Origin of the sequence: Pandoraea pneumonica (assembly GCF_902459645.1) — a bacterium.
GTDB classification, from domain to species: Bacteria; Pseudomonadota; Gammaproteobacteria; order Burkholderiales; family Burkholderiaceae; genus Pandoraea; species Pandoraea pneumonica.
In genome coordinates this window covers 1,718,344-1,736,094 of record NZ_CABPSK010000001.1, presented here as the reverse complement: position 1 = coordinate 1,736,094, position 17,751 = coordinate 1,718,344, and the positions used below count along the sequence as shown (strand labels likewise).

The window sequence follows — 17,751 nt, the reverse complement described above, 5'->3', positions numbered from 1 at the left end:
GGTTATTCAGTAAAGCGCAGTGTGTGGAGCAGGGCGTTCTTGAGCGAGCCGTCGGGTGAGCCCAGCCAGATCAGTTCCGTGCGATCTTGATGCACGCTGGCGTTAGCCGCGGCACTCGGGTCTCGCACGAACAACGCCGCGATCGACTGCGAGCGCGGTTCATACAAAATATGGACATACTCGCTCGGGCAGTCGTGCGGCTTGCAGCTTTGCACGAGCAGCCACGGCTTGCCCGCCACGCTCACGCGTTGCGACGGCGTCGACGTGCCGCCCTGGCGCACCCACGACGGCAGGTTGCGCGGCGCCACGATGCGCGTATAAGCGCCCGAAAAATCCGGGCGCTTGAGTAGTTCGTGCAGATACGGCCCCGTGTCGGGGCTTGGACCCGGCGCACCCGGCGTACTCGCCGGGCCCGCCATGGCGGCGCGTTGCAAACACATCGCACCCACCACCCACACGGCTAGCGTGCGGACAAACGCCATTCCTTACACTCCCTGCTTGAGACTCGCGGAGATGAAGTCGTCCAGATCGCCGTCGAGCACCTTGCCGGTATTGCCGGTTTCCACGCTGGTGCGCAGGTCCTTGACGCGCGACTGATCGAGCACGTACGAGCGAATCTGATGGCCCCAGCCCACATCGGTCTTGCTCGACTCGAGCTTGTCTTGTTCGGCGCGACGCTTGCGCATCTCGTGTTCGAACAGACGCGAGCGGAGCATGTCCCACGCTTCGGCGCGGTTGCGGTGCTGCGAACGATCGTTCTGGCAGGCCACGACGATGCCGGTCGGGATGTGCGTCAGACGCACGGCGGAGTCGGTCTTGTTGATGTGCTGACCGCCCGCGCCGGACGCGCGGTACGTGTCGGTACGCACGTCGGCCGGGTTGATGTCGATCTCGATCGAATCATCCACTTCCGGGTACACGAACAGACTGGCAAACGACGTGTGACGGCCGCCCGACGAGTCGAACGGCGACTTGCGCACCAAACGGTGCACGCCGGTTTCCGTACGCAGATAGCCGTAGGCGTAGTCGCCCGTGACTTTGAGCGAGGCGCTCTTGATGCCGGCGACGTCGCCGTCCGACACTTCGAGCACTTCAGCCTTGAAGCCCTTGCGTTCGCAGTAGCGCAGATATTGGCGCAGCAACATACCGGCCCAGTCGTTGGCCTCGGTGCCGCCAGCGCCGGCTTGGATGTCGATGAAGCAGTTGTTCGGGTCGGCCGGGTTGTTGAACATCCGGCGGAACTCCATGTCGCCCACGCGGGCGGCGAGACCTTGCGTGTCGCTCTCCAGCGCCAGCAGCGAGTCTTCATCGCCCTCTTCGCGGGCCATGTCGAACAATTCCTGCGTATCGGAAAGGCCAGCGTCGAGCTCGGTCAGGTTCGTGACGATGCTATCGAGCGCTTTCTTTTCCTTGCCCAGTGCTTGCGCACGCTTGGAATCGTTCCAGATGTTCGGGTCTTCGAGTTCTTTGTTGACTTCAGTCAGGCGAGCTTGCTTGACATCGAAGTCAAAGATACCCCCTGAGCTCGCCGACGCGGGTGCGCAGGTCGGCGAGGAGGGATTCAAGTGCGTTTAGGCGTTCGGCTTCCATGTGTGGTGACAGGTGCGAATTCGGTGAAAACCGCGATTATAACGCAGCGAAGGCCCCAATCCGGGGCCTTTTGGCGACTTTCGGTGGAATCCGACCGACTTAAAGCGACCGACCTAAACCGACTGATTTAAACCCACGCTTTGCGCGGCAACCGCTTAGCTTGCGCGATGACGCAAGCCGAAGGCATCGCGCGTATAGCCGACATCGGCGAGCGACGTGTCGTCGAGCGAGGCGAGCGCTTGGGCTTGCAGCGTCTGTTCGTAGTGCGCGCGCCATTGATCCATGGCGCGGAAAAACAGACCGAGCGGCGTGACCGGCGCAGCAACCACCGGGGCGAAGGTGTTGACGTTAGCAGCGGCGGACAGAGGGCGGAACATGATGTGACTTCCTTCGGGAGCGGCGGGGTTTGGCGGCGGGCGGGATGCCTTGGCAAACGTCGCACTAGGGATAACCCGAACTGTAAGCGTTTCCGATGCGCTAAAAAAGTGAAATGTTGAAGCGATTTTGTTCACTATTATTGAAGTGTTGCGGCGCGTCGCTTAAGCTTCGTCAAATCGCCTCGTCAGTTCGCTTCGGCGATTCGATCCTTCTTTGCTGTTTTCGCGCCCCGGGGCCGGGAGACGTTCATGGATTTTCTGCAACTTCAGACCTTCAAGGCCATCGTCGACGAGGGCAGTGTGCTGGGCGCAGCCGAAGCGTTGCATTGTGTGCAATCGAACGTCACCGCTCGCATTCGCTCGCTCGAACACACCGTGGGCGTGAAACTGTTCCACCGGCAGGGGCGGCGTCTGCAACTCACGCCGAGCGGGCGCACGTTGCTGGGGTACGCCGACCGGATTCTGGCGCTTTCGCGTGAGGCGAGCGCCGCGCTGAACCCCATGAGCGAACCAGCGGGCGATTTTTCGCTGGGTGCGATCGAATCGTCGGCGACCTCGCGTTTACCGGCAGTGCTCGCGCGCTTTCATGCCGCTTACCCGAAGGTGCGGCTCAATCTGGTGACGGACACCTCGCTCAACTTGCTCGACGAGATTCAGCACGGCCGGGTGGACGCGGCGCTCATCGCAGGCACGGCCTGTCTGGAAGCGCAGGCACAGGCGTTGGTCGTGGCCGACGAAATCTATCGAGAACCCATCGTGCTGGTGGCGCCCGCGCGTGCGGACACGGTGCACGAAGCGTCGGATCTGGCGGGGGCCACGCTGCTGATGTGGCCGCCGGGGTGCCCGTATCGCGCCACGATGGAGCAATGGCTCGCGGCGAATACCGTCACGCCCGGGCGCATTCTGAGCTACGGCAGCTACGCGACTATCGTGGCGTGCGTCGGGGCGGGCGTGGGGTACTCGCTCGTGCCGCGCGGTGTGTATCTGCGCTATCGGCAGGAAGCGGCCATCGTGGGCCATGCGCTTGACGATTTGGCGGCCGTGCCGAACTTCTTCGTGCGTCATCGCGGCGTGGATGTGCACCCGGCGCGCGAAGCGTTTCTGCGTGTGATGCGCGAATACGTGGCTGAGGCACCAGTGGTCTGAAGTATGCGGACTTAGCGCGCGCCAAGGTCTCACGGCATGCGAAAGCGGTGCGTCGTCATTGCCTAAGTTCCGCCATCAAATGATAATGTGTCTCATTAACATTTGATGGCGGAATAGCAATGTCGCAAGCATCCACCGCTGGCTATGAGGTATCGACACCGTGGCGTCGCGCGTTCGATGTCGACGGTCTGTCGATTGCGCAGGGCGTCCAGCACGCGCGTGCCGGGGAGTCGGTGCGCGAATCGCTGACGGCGGGCGACATCAAGATCGTGTTTCTGCTCGATGGCACGTTGCGATGGGGCGCTTGCGGGGAGCCGCTGCTCACGGCGGGGGCCGCCAGCGTCAGCGTGTGTTTTGGCGCGACGTCGTTCGATATCGATAACGAGTACCGACACGCGGGCGCGTTGCGGTATTGCAGCGTGCGCTTGTCCGAGGCGTATCTACGAGCCACGTGCGGACTCGACGCCACGGCGCTGACGCATCGTTGGCGCGATGCAGATGCAGCAGGCGAATGGGCGAACGATAGCGCCGTACTCACGCGCGCCATGAGCGCCGACGAGTGGCGTTGGGCGAATGCGATGGCGTCGCCGCCGGAAACCGGCGTGGCGGGGAGCACCGCGATTTCGCCCGACGCAGACGCCCCTTGGCAGCGGCTTGCCCTCGTTGGTCAAACCTTTGAGGCGTTGGCGCGCTGCGCTGCTTTCGCACCCGACACGATCACGGTTCAGCGTGAGTCCGCGCGCGAGACCGCGCTACGCAAAGCACTTCTGGCTGCACGCGATCTCCTCGACGAACAATTGCAAACACCTCCCTCACTGCCACAACTTGCGCGCACCGTCGGCATCAACGTGAACAAACTGTGTGAAGGCTTTCGCGACCAATTCGGCACGACCGTACATGGCTACGTGCGCGAGCGCCGCTTGACCAAAGCGTTCGAACTCCTCAGCGCGCATCGCATCAGCGTGAGCGAGGCGGCGTGGCGGTGCGGCTATACCGACTCGCACTTTTCGAAAGCCTTCCGCGCTCGCTTTGGCGTGCTACCTCATACGCTCACGCGTGAAGGTGTATAGCCGCCCAGCGTCTTAGCGTTTGCGCACATCGGCGTCGTGCACTTTCCTTCGGTGCGCGGCGCTTCGACATTGTGGCGGCGTCCAGGTGCTGTCCGACGACCGCATTCGTGACGCCATCGCCAGCGTTGGTGATGCAAGCGCGAGTGCGTGTGTCGATGCCTCGGCACGATAGCGGGATTGATTCTCAATCTCGTTGGTGTGCTGCAGATGTCTTCGATTATTCCAAGTGGTTTCAGAGAAATGCCGACGGTGGCGCCCGGGGTGTGGCGTGCCGTCGCGGTGGCGGCGTTGGCCGTCGTGATGGGGGCGGGCGCGATGCCAGCGATGGCGCAGGAAGCGCCTGAGAGCACCGAGCTGCCGACAACGCAGGTCAGCGCGACGGCTACGCGCGATGCGGCTGCGCAAGGCTCCGTGCTCGGCAAGCTCGCGCCGTCCGTGCGCGATTTGCCGCAAACGGTGACCGTCGTCGACGAAAAATTGATGGAGCAGCAAGGCGCGCACTCCATCGAAGACGTGCTGCAACAAGTGCCCGGTATCACGGTGCAGCCCTACGTGCTGCTGACCACCGCGTTCTATTCGCGCGGCTTCAAGCTCGACGCGTTCGAGCAGGACGGCGTGCCCGTACTGATGGCGAACACCGCCGCCGGGCCGCAAGACATGACGCCGTACGAGCGCGTCGAAATCATTCGCGGCTCGACGGGCCTCTTCCACGGCACGGGAAATCCGGGCGGACTGGTGAACCTCGTGCACAAGCGCCCGGGCAAGACATTTGCCGCGTCGGCATCCGTCACGCTGGGCAGTTGGGATCGCTATCGCGAAGAGGCGGATATCGGCGGCCCGCTCAACGAAAGCGGTTCGCTGCGTGCGCGTGTCGCCGTCTCCGACGACCGGCAGCGCACGTACTACGACTTCGGCAAACAGCACGCCACCACGGTCTATGGCGTGGCGGAGGCCGATCTCACGTCGTCCACGCTGTTGCGCGTCGGTGTGCAACATCAACGCACCACGTCGACGCCGAACCTTGCGGGCGTGCCGTTCTCGACGAAGGGCGGCGATCTGAATTTGCCGCGCTCGATCTTTCTCGGTTCGTCGTGGGACACCTTCGACTGGACCGAGACGCGCGTCTTCGGCACGTTGGAACAGCAGCTCGGCAGCGGATGGGCCGCCAAGCTCTCGGCGAACTATCTCGATGCGGGCGGCGATCTGAAATACGGCGTCGCCTTCGGGGCGATCAATCCGGCGACCGGTGCGGGCAGTCAATTGACCGGCGCGGCCTACCGCTTCGACAACACGCAAACGGGCGTGGATTTGCAGGTCGACGGGCCGGTGAAGCTGTTCGACCGCGAGCACCATTTGCTGTTCGGATTGCAACGGCTCGAAGCCACGACCCAGCAGCGCAGCGCGGCACTCATGCCGTCGATCAACGGCACGCCGGTCGATATCTACCGCTGGGATCCGAACACGATTGCCGAGCCCGCGACCGGCCCGTTTTCGAGCGTCACGCCCACGCGCACCGTGCAGAACGGGGCTTATGCGATGGGGCGCATTCGCCTCGCGCAGCCGCTCACGCTGGTGCTCGGCGCGCGCGTGTCGTGGTGGGATCAACACGCTCCGGCCAGCAGCTACCGTACTGGCGCGAAGGCGACGCCGTACGGCGGGCTGGTGTTCGATCTGGACGACCAGTGGTCGCTGTACGCGAGCTATGCCGACATTTTCCAGCCGCAGACCGTGCTCGACGCGGGTAACAACTTGCTCAAGCCGATTACCGGCGCGAGTTATGAGGCGGGGGTGAAGGGGCAATTGTTCGACGGTGCGATGGATGTGTCACTGGCCGTGTTCCGCATCCGCCAGAAGAACCGGGCGCAGACCGATCCGAGCGTGCCCTGCGTGGGCACGACGTGCCGCTATATCGCGTCGGGTGAAGTGCAGAGTCAGGGTGTGGAGATGCAGGCGAGCGGGCAGATCACCGAGGCGTGGAACGTGTTCGCGGGCTACACCTTCAACACGACCCGATACCTGACCGACGCCGCGATGCAAGGGCAGTCGTTCGCGGACTTCGCGCCCCGGCATTTGCTGCGCGTGTGGACCAATTACCAACTGCCGTTCGACGGGCGCCGTTGGAGCGTGGGCGGCGGGGTGGATGTGCAGAGCGAGACGTCGGCCACGTCCAACGGGATTGTGCTGCGTCAGGGCGGCTACGCGACGCTCAATCTGCGCGCAGGGTATCGCTACAACAAGCATGTGAGCGCGTCGCTCAACGTGAACAACGTGTTCGACCGGCGCTACTACCAGAGCTTGTCGAACGCGAGTTGGAACAACCACTACGGCAATCCGCGCAGCGTAATGCTGACGCTTCGCACGGACTATTGACCGCCCCGGGCAATGGCATGCCGATAACTTCGAAAAGGGAAAAATTCATGACAACACCCGTTCACATCATTCGACGCGCGACGGGCGCATGGCTGACGGCGGCGCTGGCAGGCATTTCGATGGTCGCGACCGCACAGACGGTAGAGCCGACACCAAGGTCAACATCGACGTCTATCTCAACGCCGACGTCTACGCTTTCGCCCGCGCAAGCAGCATCGCTTTGCGCCGCATCGCCGGTGATGACCACGACGCTACGCGGCACCTATCAACTCGAAGGCGAAGGGCCATTGCCGATCGAACTGGTGCTGGCCCCACGCGACGGCGCATCGTCGCGGGTCTTTCAGGTGAGCGGCATTGTGTCCGAAGGCGAGCATCGCTTTGGCGTGTCGGGCATGGCGTACTGCACCGGCGACGCGGGTGATGCCGGTCGCGGCAAGCCATCGACACTCGCCTTCGACATCACGATGAGCGGCGGCTTCCACGACACGCCCGTCGATGACGAATTGCGTCGCGCGTGGCCCGCAGGCAAGGCACCCAAGCGTGCCAGTTCGGTGGGCACCAGTGTCGTACACGCCGAGGTCGCACTCGCCTCGATGCAAGGCTGGGCCGAAGCCATGCGCACGATTGTGCTGACCGGACAGCGCGTAATGGGGCCGCGTCATGTGTCGGCAAAGGTGTCGTTTGCCAATGCCGGGGAGACCGGTCATGGGCAGTGACGCCGTCAATAACGTCAATAGCGTCAATAACATCGATAACGCGGGCGATGGCGACGAAGGCGAGCGCGCGCTTGGGGCGCGGTTGCCATGGGCTTGCGGCACAGGGCGCGACGCGTTGCTCGGTCTTTATGACGACGACATGCTTGCCACGCTGGCGACACGCAGCGGCGCGCGCCGGATGATCGGCATGTTCGATGCGCCCGACGACGCGTCGGTGCATGCCGATGTCTGGGAATGCCACGAAGCGGGCGACGAATTGCTGATGGTGGCGCGCGGCACGCTGGCGATCGATTACGTCGATCTCGCCGGTGTCACGCGCACGTTGGAGATTGCCGCGCCCCGGTTGGCGGTGGTGCCTTCGCGCTGCTGGCACCGGGTGCGGGTGATCGCCCCGGCGGTGCTGGCGTTCGTCACGCCCACTGGGCGCACGCGGCGCTCGGCACAGCCGTTCGGGTGAAAGCGCGGTGGCTGGTCGATCGGCGTGTCCTTGATTCGCTCACGAACACGCCCCACAGCGTTACGCCTGCGCGTGCTCGACGATCATTTGCACGCGCGACACGCCGTTGAACGTGTCGGCGGCCAGCCGATAGGCAAAGCGCGCGCGGCTCGGCAGCGTGTCGGCATGGTTGAACCAGATGGCGTTAAAGCGCATGCGCCCGCGCCCGAGTTGCAGCTTCAGGTGCTTGTCTTTGAGAATCGCCTGCGAGAGCACTTCGAACTCGCCCGAGAACACCGGCGGCGGGAAGCCTTGACCCCACACCTGCGCATCGAGCAGCGCGACGAACGGCGGCACGAAGCATTCGTCGCCGATGTCGCCATCGGTTTCGATCACGCGCGACAGTGTCTTTTCGTCTAACCATTCCTGCCCGACAGCTTCGAACGCCGCTTGGAAGCGGGGCAGATCGTCGGCGGCGATGGTCAGCCCTGCGGCCATGGCGTGTCCGCCGAACTTGGCGATCAAACCCGGCTCACGCTTGGTCACGAGATCGAGCGCATCGCGCAGGTGGAACCCCGGAATCGAGCGGCCGGAGCCCTTGATCTGGCCGTCGTCGCCCGGCGCAAACACGATCGTCGGGCGGTAGAACTTCTCTTTGAGACGCGCAGCAACAATGCCGATCACGCCCTGATGCCATGTCTCGTTGAACGCGCAGAGCGTGGTCGCGGCTCGCGGATCGAAGCGGGCGAGGTCGGCTAGCGCCTCTTGCTGCATACCGGCTTCGATTTCGCGGCGCTCGCGATTCATCGCATCGAGTTCTTGTGCGAGGGTCCACGCGCGGGCGTCGTCGTCGGTCAGCAGGCACTCGATACCGAGCGACATATCGGCCAGGCGTCCGGCCGCGTTCAGGCGCGGACCGAGGCCGAAGCCGAGGTCGAAGCTGCCTGCCTGACGGGCGTTGCGGGCCGCCGCGCGAAACAGCGCGTTGATGCCCGGATGCATACGGCCAGCGCGCATGCGCGAGAGGCCTTGTGCGACGAGAATCCGGTTGTTCGTGTCGAGCTTGACCACGTCTGCGACGGTGCCCAGCGCGACGAGGTCGAGCAGGGTGTCCAGGCGCGGTTGTTCTTTGTTTTCGAACGCCCCGCGCTGGCGCAATTCGGCGCGCAGGGCGAGCAGCACGTAGAACATCACACCCACACCGGCTAGATTCTTGCTCGGGAATTCACAGCCCGGCTGATTCGGATTGACGATGCAGCGCGCGTTGGGCAACTCGTTGCCGGGCAAGTGGTGATCGGTGACCACGACTTCAATGCCGAGCGCTTGGGCCGCGGCCACGCCGTCGAGGCTGGCGATGCCGTTATCGACGGTAATGAGCACGTCGGGCGGGCCCAACTTGCCGCGCGCCGCAAGCGCCACGATTTCTGGCGTCAGGCCGTAGCCGTATTCGAACCGGTTCGGCACCAGATACTCGACCTTGGCCCCGAACATGCGCAGACCACGCACGGCCACGGCGCAGGCGGTGGCGCCGTCGCAGTCGTAATCCGCCACGACGAGCATTTGTTTGCCCGCGGCGATGGCATCGGCCAGGAACACGGCGGCGTCTTGCGCCCCTTTGAGTTGGGTCGGCGGGACGAGCCGCGCGAGCGCCGTCTCGGTTTCTTCGCTGGCTGCAACGCCGCGCGAGGCGAACAGGCGGGCGAGCACCGGATGCACGCCGTCGCGGGCGAGCGCGTCGGCAATGCCGTCGTCGACGACGCGGGTGACGATATCGGTCATGCCACTTCCTCGCCAAGGCGGGCGAACGGCACCAGACGCGTGGCGAGCGGCTGACGGCGCCAGAACTTACGCAAATCGCCGCTGCGCGAGAGGATGGTCACGCTGTGGCTGTCGCCACAAAGCGTCAGGCTGACTTCGCGGGCGTTGCCCTTGGCCAGCCGTTCTAGGGCGGGGGCGAGCCACATGCGGTCGATCTCGACGAGCGCATCGCGCCAACGCGCCCAGTCTTCCATCAAAAAATGGGACGTGAGCGTATCGATCTGGACGAGCGTGCGGCCGTTGGCGGCTTGGAGTCCCGCAGCCGTGTCGTGCAGGGCAATTTGCAGATGGCGGGCAAGCCCGCGCGTGGCGGGCGCGTCGGCCAGCACCGTGACGCAGGGCCGGTTCAGACGCGGCGCTGCAATGCGCTGACCACCGGCGTACAGCCAAATGGCGTTGACCGGCGGCAGACGGCGCGCTTCGCGGGCCTGATTGGCCGGGTGGTCGTACCAGGCCATCTGCACTTCGTTTTGCCATTTGCGCCACGTGAGCTCGGCCTTGCCTTGCGGCAGCCAGATGTCGACGTTGCGCCCGGCAGCGCGCGCGGGCGATGCGGTCAGCAGGTCGCCCAGCACGGGGGCGCTCAGATACCAGCGGTCGGGGCGCGGAGCGATCAACTCGCCGCCTTCCTCGGCCAGCAGCGCGTGTGCGGTGGCGAACAGGGCGGCCGAATCCTCGGCGCTTAGTTCAAGCTCGGCCGGGTCGGTCAGCACCAGATGGTCGGTCGCAATGTGGATGTGCGCGGGTTGGGCGCAGTACCACATACGGGTGTCGAGCGAGCCGCTGTCTTCGAGCAGCATGAAGGGCGCGAGCGGCGCGCGGGCGGGTACGCCGGGCAGGCCGAAAGCGTCCGCCAGCCAGCGCTCGTGCGGGAGCGTCGGGACGAAGGGGTCTTCGGGGACGTCCTGTGCCGACGGGACGCCGCGCGCGAGCAACTTTTCGAGCGCAGGCAACTCCAATCCAGCCAGCAATGCAGGCAAGTGGGCCGACGCGGGCAGCGCGAACGGCAGAAGAAAGTGCAGGGCAGGTGTATCCATGTCGAGGCGAATTGTATGGCAAACTTCGCGCTGGCAGTTGGGTGACCCTGACGTCAGGTACGGAACGTGCCGCCCCGCTGTGCCGCCGGTTAAGCGCCGGGCACACCTTGTGCGGCAAGGGACGGCGCACGCGGGAACCAGCGCCGCGCGGCGTAGCACGCTCTAATCGATCCTAATCAAGAATCAGGAATCCGTTTGAAATTCCCATACGAATGGCAGATCGGCTGGCGCTACACGCGCACCGGCAAGCGATCCTCAGGCAACGGTTTCATCTCCTTTATTTCGTTCATTTCCATGGCCGGCATTGCGCTGGGCGTGGCGGCGCTCATTGTGGTGCTCTCGGTGATGAACGGTTTCCAGAAGGAAGTGCGCGACCGCATGCTCTCCGTGCTGGCGCACATCGAAGTCTTTGCGGTCGACGGCAACCTGCCTGACTGGCATCGCACCGCCGCCGAGGCATTACAGAACAAGAACGTGATCGCCGCCGCCCCGTACGTGGGCGAACAGGCCATGCTCACGCGCGACGACAACGTGCGCGGCGTGGTGCTGCGCGGCATCGTGCCGAGCGAAGAGGCCAAGGTGTCCGATCTCGGCAAGCAGATCACCGGCGGCACGCTCGCCAACCTGACGCCGGGCAGCTTCGGCATCGTGCTGGGTAGCGAACTGGCGCGCGGGCTGGGTGTGATCGTCGGCGACAAGATCACGCTGGTGGCGCCGCAGGGCACGATTACACCGGCGGGGGTGTTGCCACGGGTGAAGCAGTTCACCGTGGTGGCGATCTTCACGGCCGGGCATTACGAATACGACAGTTCGCTGGCACTGATCGACCTGCAAGATGCCGAGACGCTGTTCCGCCTGGACGGGCCGACGGGCGTGCGTTTGAAGATTCAAGACATGGAGCAGGCGCCGATCGTCGCGCGTGAACTGGCCAAGTCGCTCACCGGCAATATGTGGGTGCGCGACTGGACGCAACAGAACAAGAACTGGTTCATCGCGGTGCAGACCGAGAAGCGCATGATGTTCATCATCTTGACGCTGATCATCGCGGTGGCGGCGTTCAATCTGGTGTCGTCGCTCGTGATGACCGTGACCGATAAGTACGCGGATATCGCGATTCTGCGCACACTCGGGGCGCAGCCGCGCTCGATCATGAAGATCTTCATCGTGCAGGGCGTGACCATCGGGTTCATCGGCGCGTTGCTGGGTATTGGGCTGGGCTGCCTGATTTCGCTCAATATCGGCGTCATCGTGCCGTTCATCGAGCGCATGCTGGGCATTCACTTCCTGCCGCAATCGATCTATTTCATCAATGAACTGCCTTCGGATCTGCAATCGTCTGACGTGATCCGCATCGGCGTGATTTCTTTCATTCTCTCGGCACTGGCGACGATCTACCCGAGCTGGCGTGCTTCGCGCGTCAAACCGGCGGAGGCCCTGCGCTATGAGTAAAGCTATTGAGGCAACGACGGTGAATGCACCGAATTTCGCCTACGACGGCCCGGTGTTGCGTGCACGCGATCTGCACAAGACGTTTAAGCAGGGCGAGCTCAATGTGACGGTGCTTAACGGCGCCAGCCTCGATATTGCTGCCGGTGAAAAGGTGGCGATCGTGGGGGCGTCGGGTTCGGGTAAGAGCACGCTGCTGCATGTGCTGGGTGGGCTGGACGATCCGTCGCGCGGCGAGGTGTCGCTGCTCGGCAAGCCGTTTTCTTCGCTCAACGAACGCGATAAGACGAACCAGCGCAATCAGTCGCTCGGGTTCGTGTATCAGTTCCACCATCTGCTCGCGGAGTTCTCGGCGCTCGATAACGTGGCGATGCCGCTGCGCATTCGCCGCATGCCGACCGAGCAGGCGCGTGCGGTGGCCCAGGCGACGCTCGAGCGCGTGGGGCTGGGCGCGCGGGTGAAGCATCGGCCGGGCGAGTTGTCGGGCGGCGAACGTCAGCGCGTGGCGATGGCGCGCGCGCTGGTCACGCAACCGGCGTGCGTGCTGGCCGATGAGCCGACCGGCAACCTCGATGGCCACACGGCCGAGACGGTGTTCTCGCTGATGCTGGAGCTCTCGGAAACGCTGAAGACCAGCTTCGTGATCGTGACCCACGATATCGATCTGGCGCGCCGCTGCGACCGCGCACTGCGGCTTCGGGACGGGGTGCTCGAACCGGCTTAAAGCGGATCGAGGCGGATCGAGCCGAGGTGGGCCGCGAGCGTACGGGAGCGGGCTGAGGCGGATTACGTCGGCCACCACCTATCGCCAGAAGTCAGCACGACGCCGGGGGAGACCCCGGCGTTTCTTTTTGGTGAGGGCGGATTCGGCGAATTCCATGGATTCAGCGGATTCAGCAGATTCCGAGGGGTGGACGCGGCGGCGTCCGATGGTCATGCAACGCCGGGCGTGCGAGCCTTGTCATCGCCCCGTAGAATTAGCGCTCAAGGACACCTGACCATGTGGATCGATACCCATTGCCATCTCGACGCCGGTGAGTTCGACGCCGACCGCAACACCATCATTGCCGACGCACAAGCCGCTGGCGTGCACGGGCTTGTCGTGCCCGCAGTGGAATGCGCGACGTTCGATGCGGCGCGCGCCGCGGCGTGTGCGATGCCCGGTGGCGCGTACGCGCTCGGCATCCATCCGCTTTACACGCCGCGGGCGACGGACGAGGACATCGCGATATTGCGCCGTGCCGTGGAGCGGGCGATGGGCGATCCGCGCTTTGTCGGGATCGGCGAGATTGGACTCGATTTCTTCGTCAAAACGCTCGACCCCGAGCGGCAGCAGTTCTTCTACGTCGAGCAACTGAAGATCGCGCGCGATTTCGATTTGCCGGTGATCTTGCATGTGCGCCGTTCGCAGGACGCGCTACTCAAGCAGTTGCGTATCTTTACGCCGCGCGGCGGCATCGCCCATGCGTTCAACGGCAGCCGTCAACAGGCGGATATGTTCACCGAGCGCGGGTTCTGCCTTGGCTTTGGCGGGCAGATGACGTTCGACCGGGCGTTGCAGATTCGGCGGCTGGCCGTCGATTTGCCGCTCGACGCACTGGTGCTTGAGACCGACGCGCCCGACATCGCGCCCGAATGGCGTTACAAGCAACGCAACAGCCCGGTGGAGTTGCCGCGAATCGCACACGTGCTGGCCGAGTTGCGAGGTATGACGCTTGACGCGTTGTCGCAGGCCACGTGCGCGAATGCTTGGCGGGTACTGCCGCGTCTGGCCGGAGCCATGGCGATGGTGCCGGGCACCGGTATCGAATCGGAATCTCTTCTCTCTGCGCGTAGCCTCTCAGACGCCCCGGGCGCTCCTACTTCCCCAATCTCCCCAAGCCAGTCCGGATCGCACTGACGGACTGTCGTCGTGTGGATCTTCTGCCATGACGCGGTGGCGTCATGAGGACCGTGCTGCTCGCGTGGGTTGCAGGCATCTGGTGGCTGCAACAGTTTGCCGAGTTGCCCGCCGCGCGGTGGCGGCTCGTGATCGGCGTCGTTGCCTGCGGTGGGCTCGTCGCGGTTGGTGCGTGGGCATGGCTGCTGCGGCGGCGCTTGGGGTGCGAGGTGTCGGGCCAGGGGGAGGTGGTCGGCGCGGCCGGTGTGTCCGACGTGGCCGATGTGGCCGATGTGGCCGACGTGGCGCAGGGTGGAACTGCCGCAGTCGCGGTTGCCCTGGGGGCAGGGGCACGGATCTGCGCGCTAATCGTCGTGGCGATCTCGGCGGCAGCACTCGGCTTTGCATGGGCGGCGCATCGCGCCGCCGATCGGCTCGCCGACGCGTTGCCGCCAGCGATGGAGGGGCGTGACGTCATCGTGACGGGTGTGGTTGCCGGGTTGCCCGTGAGCACCGGCGACGGTCTGCGGTTTGTTTTTGACGTGGAGGCGGCGCGGGTTGGGCGTGAAAGCACCGATGCCGACGCGGACACAAACGTGAGCTCGAACGTGCCGCGCCACATCCAGCTTGTCTGGCCGGGGCGATCGGCAGACGGCGCCCAACGGGGGCCTCGGGCGGGGGAGCGCTGGCGCTTGCCGGTCCGGCTGCGCGCGCCACGCGGCTTGGCGAATTGGCACGGTTTTGACGCGGAGTTTGCCGCATTTTCGCAGGGGATCCGTGCGACGGGGTACGTTCGGACGAACGCCGGCCGTGGGGCGAACACGCTAGCTGCTGCCGCTAAGCGGCTCGATGCGGGCCCCATCTCGGGCTATCGGTTGGCGGCATGGCGAGCGCGATTGCGCGACGACTTCCGCGCAGCGTTGGCCCCCGGTGCACGTTATGGCGGCGTACTCATGGCGCTGGCGCTCGGCGAGCGCGGCGATATCGCTCCAGACGACTGGCAGGTGTTTGCGGATACAGGCGTGAGCCATTTGTTGGCGATCTCGGGGCTCCACGTGTCGTTGGTGGCTGGCGTGTTGGCGTCGCTTGCCGGGATGCTATGGCGACGCTCGTTCGGCTTGCCTATCGCGCTGCCGCTTTGGTGGCCAGCGCCCAAAGCCGCGGCGGTCGCCGGACTGCTGGCGGCGGTGGCCTATGGCGCAATTGCGGGGTGGGGCGTGCCCGCCCGGCGTGCCGTCGGCATGGTGGCGATTCTGGTCCTCGCATTGCTGAGCGGACGATGGGCGGCGCCGTCGTATGCACTGGCGTGGGCACTCGCGGTCATCGTGGCGTTGGACCCGTGGTCTGTCGTCACACCGGGCTTGTGGCTTTCGTTCGGAGCGGTATCGGTGCTGGTGCTTGCCGGGCGGGCTCGCAAGCCCGAGGCCTGCGGCCGCACGCCGGAAGCGGGGGCGGAGCGTGAGCGTGAGCATGAGCATGAGGCATCTGCCACCAACCCTGTCGTCGATCGCTTCGATCAGTCTCTGCTCGTTCGATGGTGGCGGGGGCTGCCGACGCGGCTGGGGCAGGCGGCCCGCGCGCAATATGCGATCACGCTGGGGATGGTGCCGCTGACGCTGGCATGGTTTGGCACCTTGCCGCTGTTGGGCCCGCTCGCCAATGCCGTCGCAATTCCGGTGATGACGCTGATCGTGACGCCGCTGGCCTTGGTGAGCTTGCTGTTGCCGACGTCGCTGGCGCAGCCCGCACTCGCCGTGGCGCACGCCACCGTGGTCTGGCTCGCAGATGGCTTGCGAATGCTGTCTGAATGGTCGTGGGCGGTGTGGCGTCCGGGGATCGTACCGACTTGGACGATTGTGCTGGCGACGGTCGGCGTCGCGATGAGCTTGTGGCCCGCGTCCGGTGCGATGTGTCGTTCCGTCGCCAGGGCTGTCACGTTGCGACTCACGGGTTTTGCGCTGCTGTGGCCCGCATTGCTCTCGTCGCCAGAACGCCCAAGCGAAGGTGATTTTCGCGTGACGATGCTCGATATCGGACAGGGCAACGCCGTACTCGTCGAAACCGCGGCGCACACGCTGCTCTTCGATACGGGGCCGCCGTTTGGCACCCGCGCCGATTCCGGGCAGCGCGTCGTTGTGCCGTATTTGCGCGGACAGGGCAGTACCCGGCTCGATGCGATCGTCGTTAGTCACGCCCATGACGATCACTTTGGTGGTGCGCGCAGTGTGCTGGCGGCGTATCCGGGGACGTTGCTGCTTTCGTCGCTGCCCCGATCCCATCCAGTACGGCTAGCGGCGCGCTCGCATCGCACCTGTCAGGCCGGGCAGCGCTGGACGTGGGGTGGCGTGACGTTTCAATTTTTGCATCCCGATCCGGCCACACTGCGCGCCGGGTGGACGGGACGGACCGGGTCCAATGGACCTAATGGAGCTAATGGACCCAATGGGCTCAGTTGTGTGCTGCGCGTGACTAATGGCCGTCACAGTGCGCTGTTGGCCGCCGACGCTGAAGCGCCGCAGGAGCGACACATGCTGGCGCGTTTTCGTCGCGACTTGCTGCGGGCCGACGTGCTGCTTGCGCCGCATCACGGCAGTTTGACGTCGTCCACACCAGCGTTCGTGCAGGCGGTTGCCGCCCGGCATGTCGTGTTTCAAGCGGGATATCGCAACCGGTTCGGACATCCGCGCCCCGCAGTTGTGGCGCGTTATCGGGCGGCGGGTGCACGTATCTGGCAAAGCGCCGGGCATGGCGCGGTGCGGTTCTCGTTTTCGCGTCAGGGCATCGAAGCTTATGCCTACCGCGACGCCCGTCGGCGGTATTGGTTTGCCCCTGTGCCTAGCGCCGAATTTGTGCCCGGTCCCTCTGTGAAAATGGACGCCGCCCCGGTCAATTCGACGGAAACCTCTACGGGTGCTGGGCGGACGGTTCGCTAGAATGGTCCGGCGAGCGCGGCCAATGGGCGCGAAAGACTCGAAATACTAGAAATCGCGCTGAATTGCGCTGGCGTGCGCCACGACAACGAATTCCATGACAAGAGACATCATTCATTTTTCGCACGGCAACGGCTTTCCGGCCGGCGTCTATCGCAAGATGCTCGGCGCACTGGCCGACGAATACGACGTGCGCGCCATCGACCGCATCGGTCATGACCCGCGCTATCCCGTCACGCCGGGCTGGCGCTATTTGCGCAATGAACTCGTCGATACCCTGACGCGCCAATATCATGGCGAGCCTGTGTGGCTCGTCGGTCATTCGCTCGGCGGTTTCCTGAGCCTGATGGCGGCGCTGAAGGCGCCCCAGTGCGTGCGCGGGGTGGTCATGATCGACTCGCCGATCGTGACGCCGGGCTGGCGCACGCAGATGCTGCGGCTCGGCATGCTGACCGGCCTTTATGAACGCATGTCCCCGGCGGGCGTTACCAAGAAGCGGCGCGACCGCTGGCCCGATTGGGAGTCGGCGTGGCAGCACTTTGCCAACAAGCCGGTGTTCGCCAGTTGGGATCAAGACGTGCTGCGCGACTATATCGACTGCGGCACGCTGCCGACCGGCGAGGGCGACGCCCGTCGGCTCGCGTTCGCGCGGGAAGTTGAATATCGAATCTATCTGACCCTGCCGCCGCTGCTGGCCGTGCGCGCGATGCGCGGGGTGCCGGTACCGGTGGGTTTTCTCGCGGGCACCGAGTCGCGCGAGTTGCGACAGGCCGGGATGCGCGCGACGCGGCAGATCGTGGGCACCCATTTGCGCTACGTCCACGGCACGCACCTCTTCCCCATGGAGCGCCCGCTCGATACAGCGGCGGCTGTGCGGGACATGCTCACGGAGTTGCGCGGCGGCTATCGCAGGCCACTCGCCGCCTGATTCGCTCG

The 17,751-nt window shown here is 64.9% G+C and carries 15 protein-coding genes; 10 read left to right on the top strand and 5 right to left on the bottom strand.

What is annotated here, in order from left to right:
• Positions 1 to 2: 2 nt before the first annotated feature.
• The 3 genes from PPN31114_RS07570 to PPN31114_RS07560 all read right to left on the bottom strand — a co-directional run bounded on the left by PPN31114_RS07570 (position 3) and on the right by PPN31114_RS07560 (position 1,967).
• Entirely contained in the window at positions 3 to 482 is a 480-nt protein-coding gene (locus PPN31114_RS07570) for an Ivy family c-type lysozyme inhibitor (RefSeq protein WP_150678787.1), read from the bottom strand.
• Between the two features lie 3 nt (positions 483 to 485).
• Positions 486 to 1,590 (bottom strand): peptide chain release factor 2 gene (gene prfB / locus PPN31114_RS07565; protein ID WP_174987766.1). Its coding sequence is split into 2 segments (ribosomal slippage): positions 486 to 1,517 and positions 1,519 to 1,590, totalling 1,104 coding nucleotides; the frame shifts between segments, so codons are not numbered across the junction.
• A gap of 155 nt (positions 1,591 to 1,745) precedes the next feature.
• Positions 1,746 to 1,967 (bottom strand): YjiS-like domain-containing protein, encoded by a 222-nt coding sequence (locus PPN31114_RS07560; RefSeq protein ID WP_150678785.1) that lies wholly within the window; start codon positions 1,965 to 1,967, stop codon positions 1,746 to 1,748.
• 249 nt (positions 1,968 to 2,216) lie between these two features.
• Here PPN31114_RS07560 and PPN31114_RS07555 point away from each other — a divergent pair, with 249 nt between their 5' ends.
• The 5 genes from PPN31114_RS07555 (at position 2,217) to PPN31114_RS07535 (ending at position 7,726) form a co-directional block, all read left to right on the top strand.
• Entirely contained in the window at positions 2,217 to 3,113 is an 897-nt protein-coding gene (locus PPN31114_RS07555; RefSeq protein ID WP_150678784.1) for a LysR family transcriptional regulator, read from the top strand.
• Between the two features lie 119 nt (positions 3,114 to 3,232).
• Positions 3,233 to 4,183 carry a helix-turn-helix domain-containing protein gene (locus PPN31114_RS07550; RefSeq protein ID WP_150678783.1) on the top strand — a complete coding sequence of 317 codons (951 nt, stop codon included), beginning with the start codon at positions 3,233 to 3,235 and terminating at the stop codon, positions 4,181 to 4,183.
• A 207-nt stretch (positions 4,184 to 4,390) separates the two neighbouring features.
• Positions 4,391 to 6,553 (top strand): TonB-dependent siderophore receptor, encoded by a 2,163-nt coding sequence (locus PPN31114_RS07545; protein WP_246182428.1) that lies wholly within the window; start codon positions 4,391 to 4,393, stop codon positions 6,551 to 6,553.
• A gap of 47 nt (positions 6,554 to 6,600) precedes the next feature.
• A complete protein-coding gene (locus PPN31114_RS07540) occupies positions 6,601 to 7,269 on the top strand; it encodes a hypothetical protein (RefSeq protein ID WP_150678782.1) in 669 nt (222 codons plus the stop codon).
• Entirely contained in the window at positions 7,259 to 7,726 is a 468-nt protein-coding gene (locus PPN31114_RS07535; protein WP_150678781.1) for a cupin domain-containing protein, read from the top strand. The genes PPN31114_RS07540 and PPN31114_RS07535 overlap by 11 nt, the downstream gene beginning before the upstream one ends.
• A 60-nt stretch (positions 7,727 to 7,786) precedes the next feature.
• On the opposite strand, the gene recJ is transcribed toward PPN31114_RS07535, so the two are convergent.
• Positions 7,787 to 9,484: a single-stranded-DNA-specific exonuclease RecJ gene (gene recJ, locus PPN31114_RS07530; RefSeq protein WP_150678780.1), complete on the bottom strand. Its 1,698-nt coding sequence runs from the start codon at positions 9,482 to 9,484 to the stop codon at positions 7,787 to 7,789.
• Entirely contained in the window at positions 9,481 to 10,560 is a 1,080-nt protein-coding gene (locus PPN31114_RS07525; RefSeq protein ID WP_150678779.1) for a regulator, read from the bottom strand. Before PPN31114_RS07525 ends, recJ begins: the two co-directional genes overlap by 4 nt.
• 195 nt (positions 10,561 to 10,755) lie before the next feature.
• Here PPN31114_RS07525 and PPN31114_RS07520 point away from each other — a divergent pair, with 195 nt between their 5' ends.
• From PPN31114_RS07520 to PPN31114_RS07500, 5 genes are all read left to right on the top strand, one after another.
• A complete protein-coding gene (locus PPN31114_RS07520; protein ID WP_150678778.1) occupies positions 10,756 to 12,009 on the top strand; it encodes a lipoprotein-releasing ABC transporter permease subunit in 1,254 nt (417 codons plus the stop codon).
• Positions 12,002 to 12,730, top strand: coding sequence for a lipoprotein-releasing ABC transporter ATP-binding protein LolD (gene lolD / locus PPN31114_RS07515; protein ID WP_150678777.1), 729 nt, complete (start codon positions 12,002 to 12,004; stop codon positions 12,728 to 12,730). Before PPN31114_RS07520 ends, lolD begins: the two co-directional genes overlap by 8 nt.
• A gap of 276 nt (positions 12,731 to 13,006) precedes the next feature.
• Positions 13,007 to 13,906: a TatD family hydrolase gene (locus tag PPN31114_RS07510; protein ID WP_150678776.1), complete on the top strand. Its 900-nt coding sequence runs from the start codon at positions 13,007 to 13,009 to the stop codon at positions 13,904 to 13,906.
• A 44-nt stretch (positions 13,907 to 13,950) separates the two neighbouring features.
• Positions 13,951 to 16,818, top strand: coding sequence for a ComEC/Rec2 family competence protein (locus PPN31114_RS07505; RefSeq protein WP_150678775.1), 2,868 nt, complete (start codon positions 13,951 to 13,953; stop codon positions 16,816 to 16,818).
• Positions 16,819 to 16,912: 94 nt separating this feature from the next.
• Positions 16,913 to 17,743: an alpha/beta fold hydrolase gene (locus PPN31114_RS07500; RefSeq protein WP_150678774.1), complete on the top strand. Its 831-nt coding sequence runs from the start codon at positions 16,913 to 16,915 to the stop codon at positions 17,741 to 17,743.
• Positions 17,744 to 17,751: the final 8 nt, after the last annotated feature.

Bases quoted from the DNA above. Each gene is read 5' to 3' on its own strand.
- PPN31114_RS07570 (WP_150678787.1), bottom strand. From the start codon at position 482: ATGGCGTTTGTCCGCACGCTAGCCGTGTGGGTGGTGGGTGCGATGTGT.
- PPN31114_RS07560 (WP_150678785.1), bottom strand. From the start codon at position 1,967: ATGTTCCGCCCTCTGTCCGCCGCTGCTAACGTCAACACCTTCGCCCCG.
- PPN31114_RS07555 (WP_150678784.1), top strand. From the start codon at position 2,217: ATGGATTTTCTGCAACTTCAGACCTTCAAGGCCATCGTCGACGAGGGC.
- PPN31114_RS07550 (WP_150678783.1), top strand. From the start codon at position 3,233: ATGTCGCAAGCATCCACCGCTGGCTATGAGGTATCGACACCGTGGCGT.
- PPN31114_RS07545 (WP_246182428.1), top strand. From the start codon at position 4,391: ATGTCTTCGATTATTCCAAGTGGTTTCAGAGAAATGCCGACGGTGGCG.
- PPN31114_RS07540 (WP_150678782.1), top strand. From the start codon at position 6,601: ATGACAACACCCGTTCACATCATTCGACGCGCGACGGGCGCATGGCTG.
- PPN31114_RS07535 (WP_150678781.1), top strand. From the start codon at position 7,259: ATGGGCAGTGACGCCGTCAATAACGTCAATAGCGTCAATAACATCGAT.
- recJ (WP_150678780.1), bottom strand. From the start codon at position 9,484: ATGACCGATATCGTCACCCGCGTCGTCGACGACGGCATTGCCGACGCG.
- PPN31114_RS07525 (WP_150678779.1), bottom strand. From the start codon at position 10,560: ATGGATACACCTGCCCTGCACTTTCTTCTGCCGTTCGCGCTGCCCGCG.
- lolD (WP_150678777.1), top strand. From the start codon at position 12,002: ATGAGTAAAGCTATTGAGGCAACGACGGTGAATGCACCGAATTTCGCC.
- PPN31114_RS07510 (WP_150678776.1), top strand. From the start codon at position 13,007: ATGTGGATCGATACCCATTGCCATCTCGACGCCGGTGAGTTCGACGCC.
- PPN31114_RS07505 (WP_150678775.1), top strand. From the start codon at position 13,951: ATGAGGACCGTGCTGCTCGCGTGGGTTGCAGGCATCTGGTGGCTGCAA.
- PPN31114_RS07500 (WP_150678774.1), top strand. From the start codon at position 16,913: ATGACAAGAGACATCATTCATTTTTCGCACGGCAACGGCTTTCCGGCC.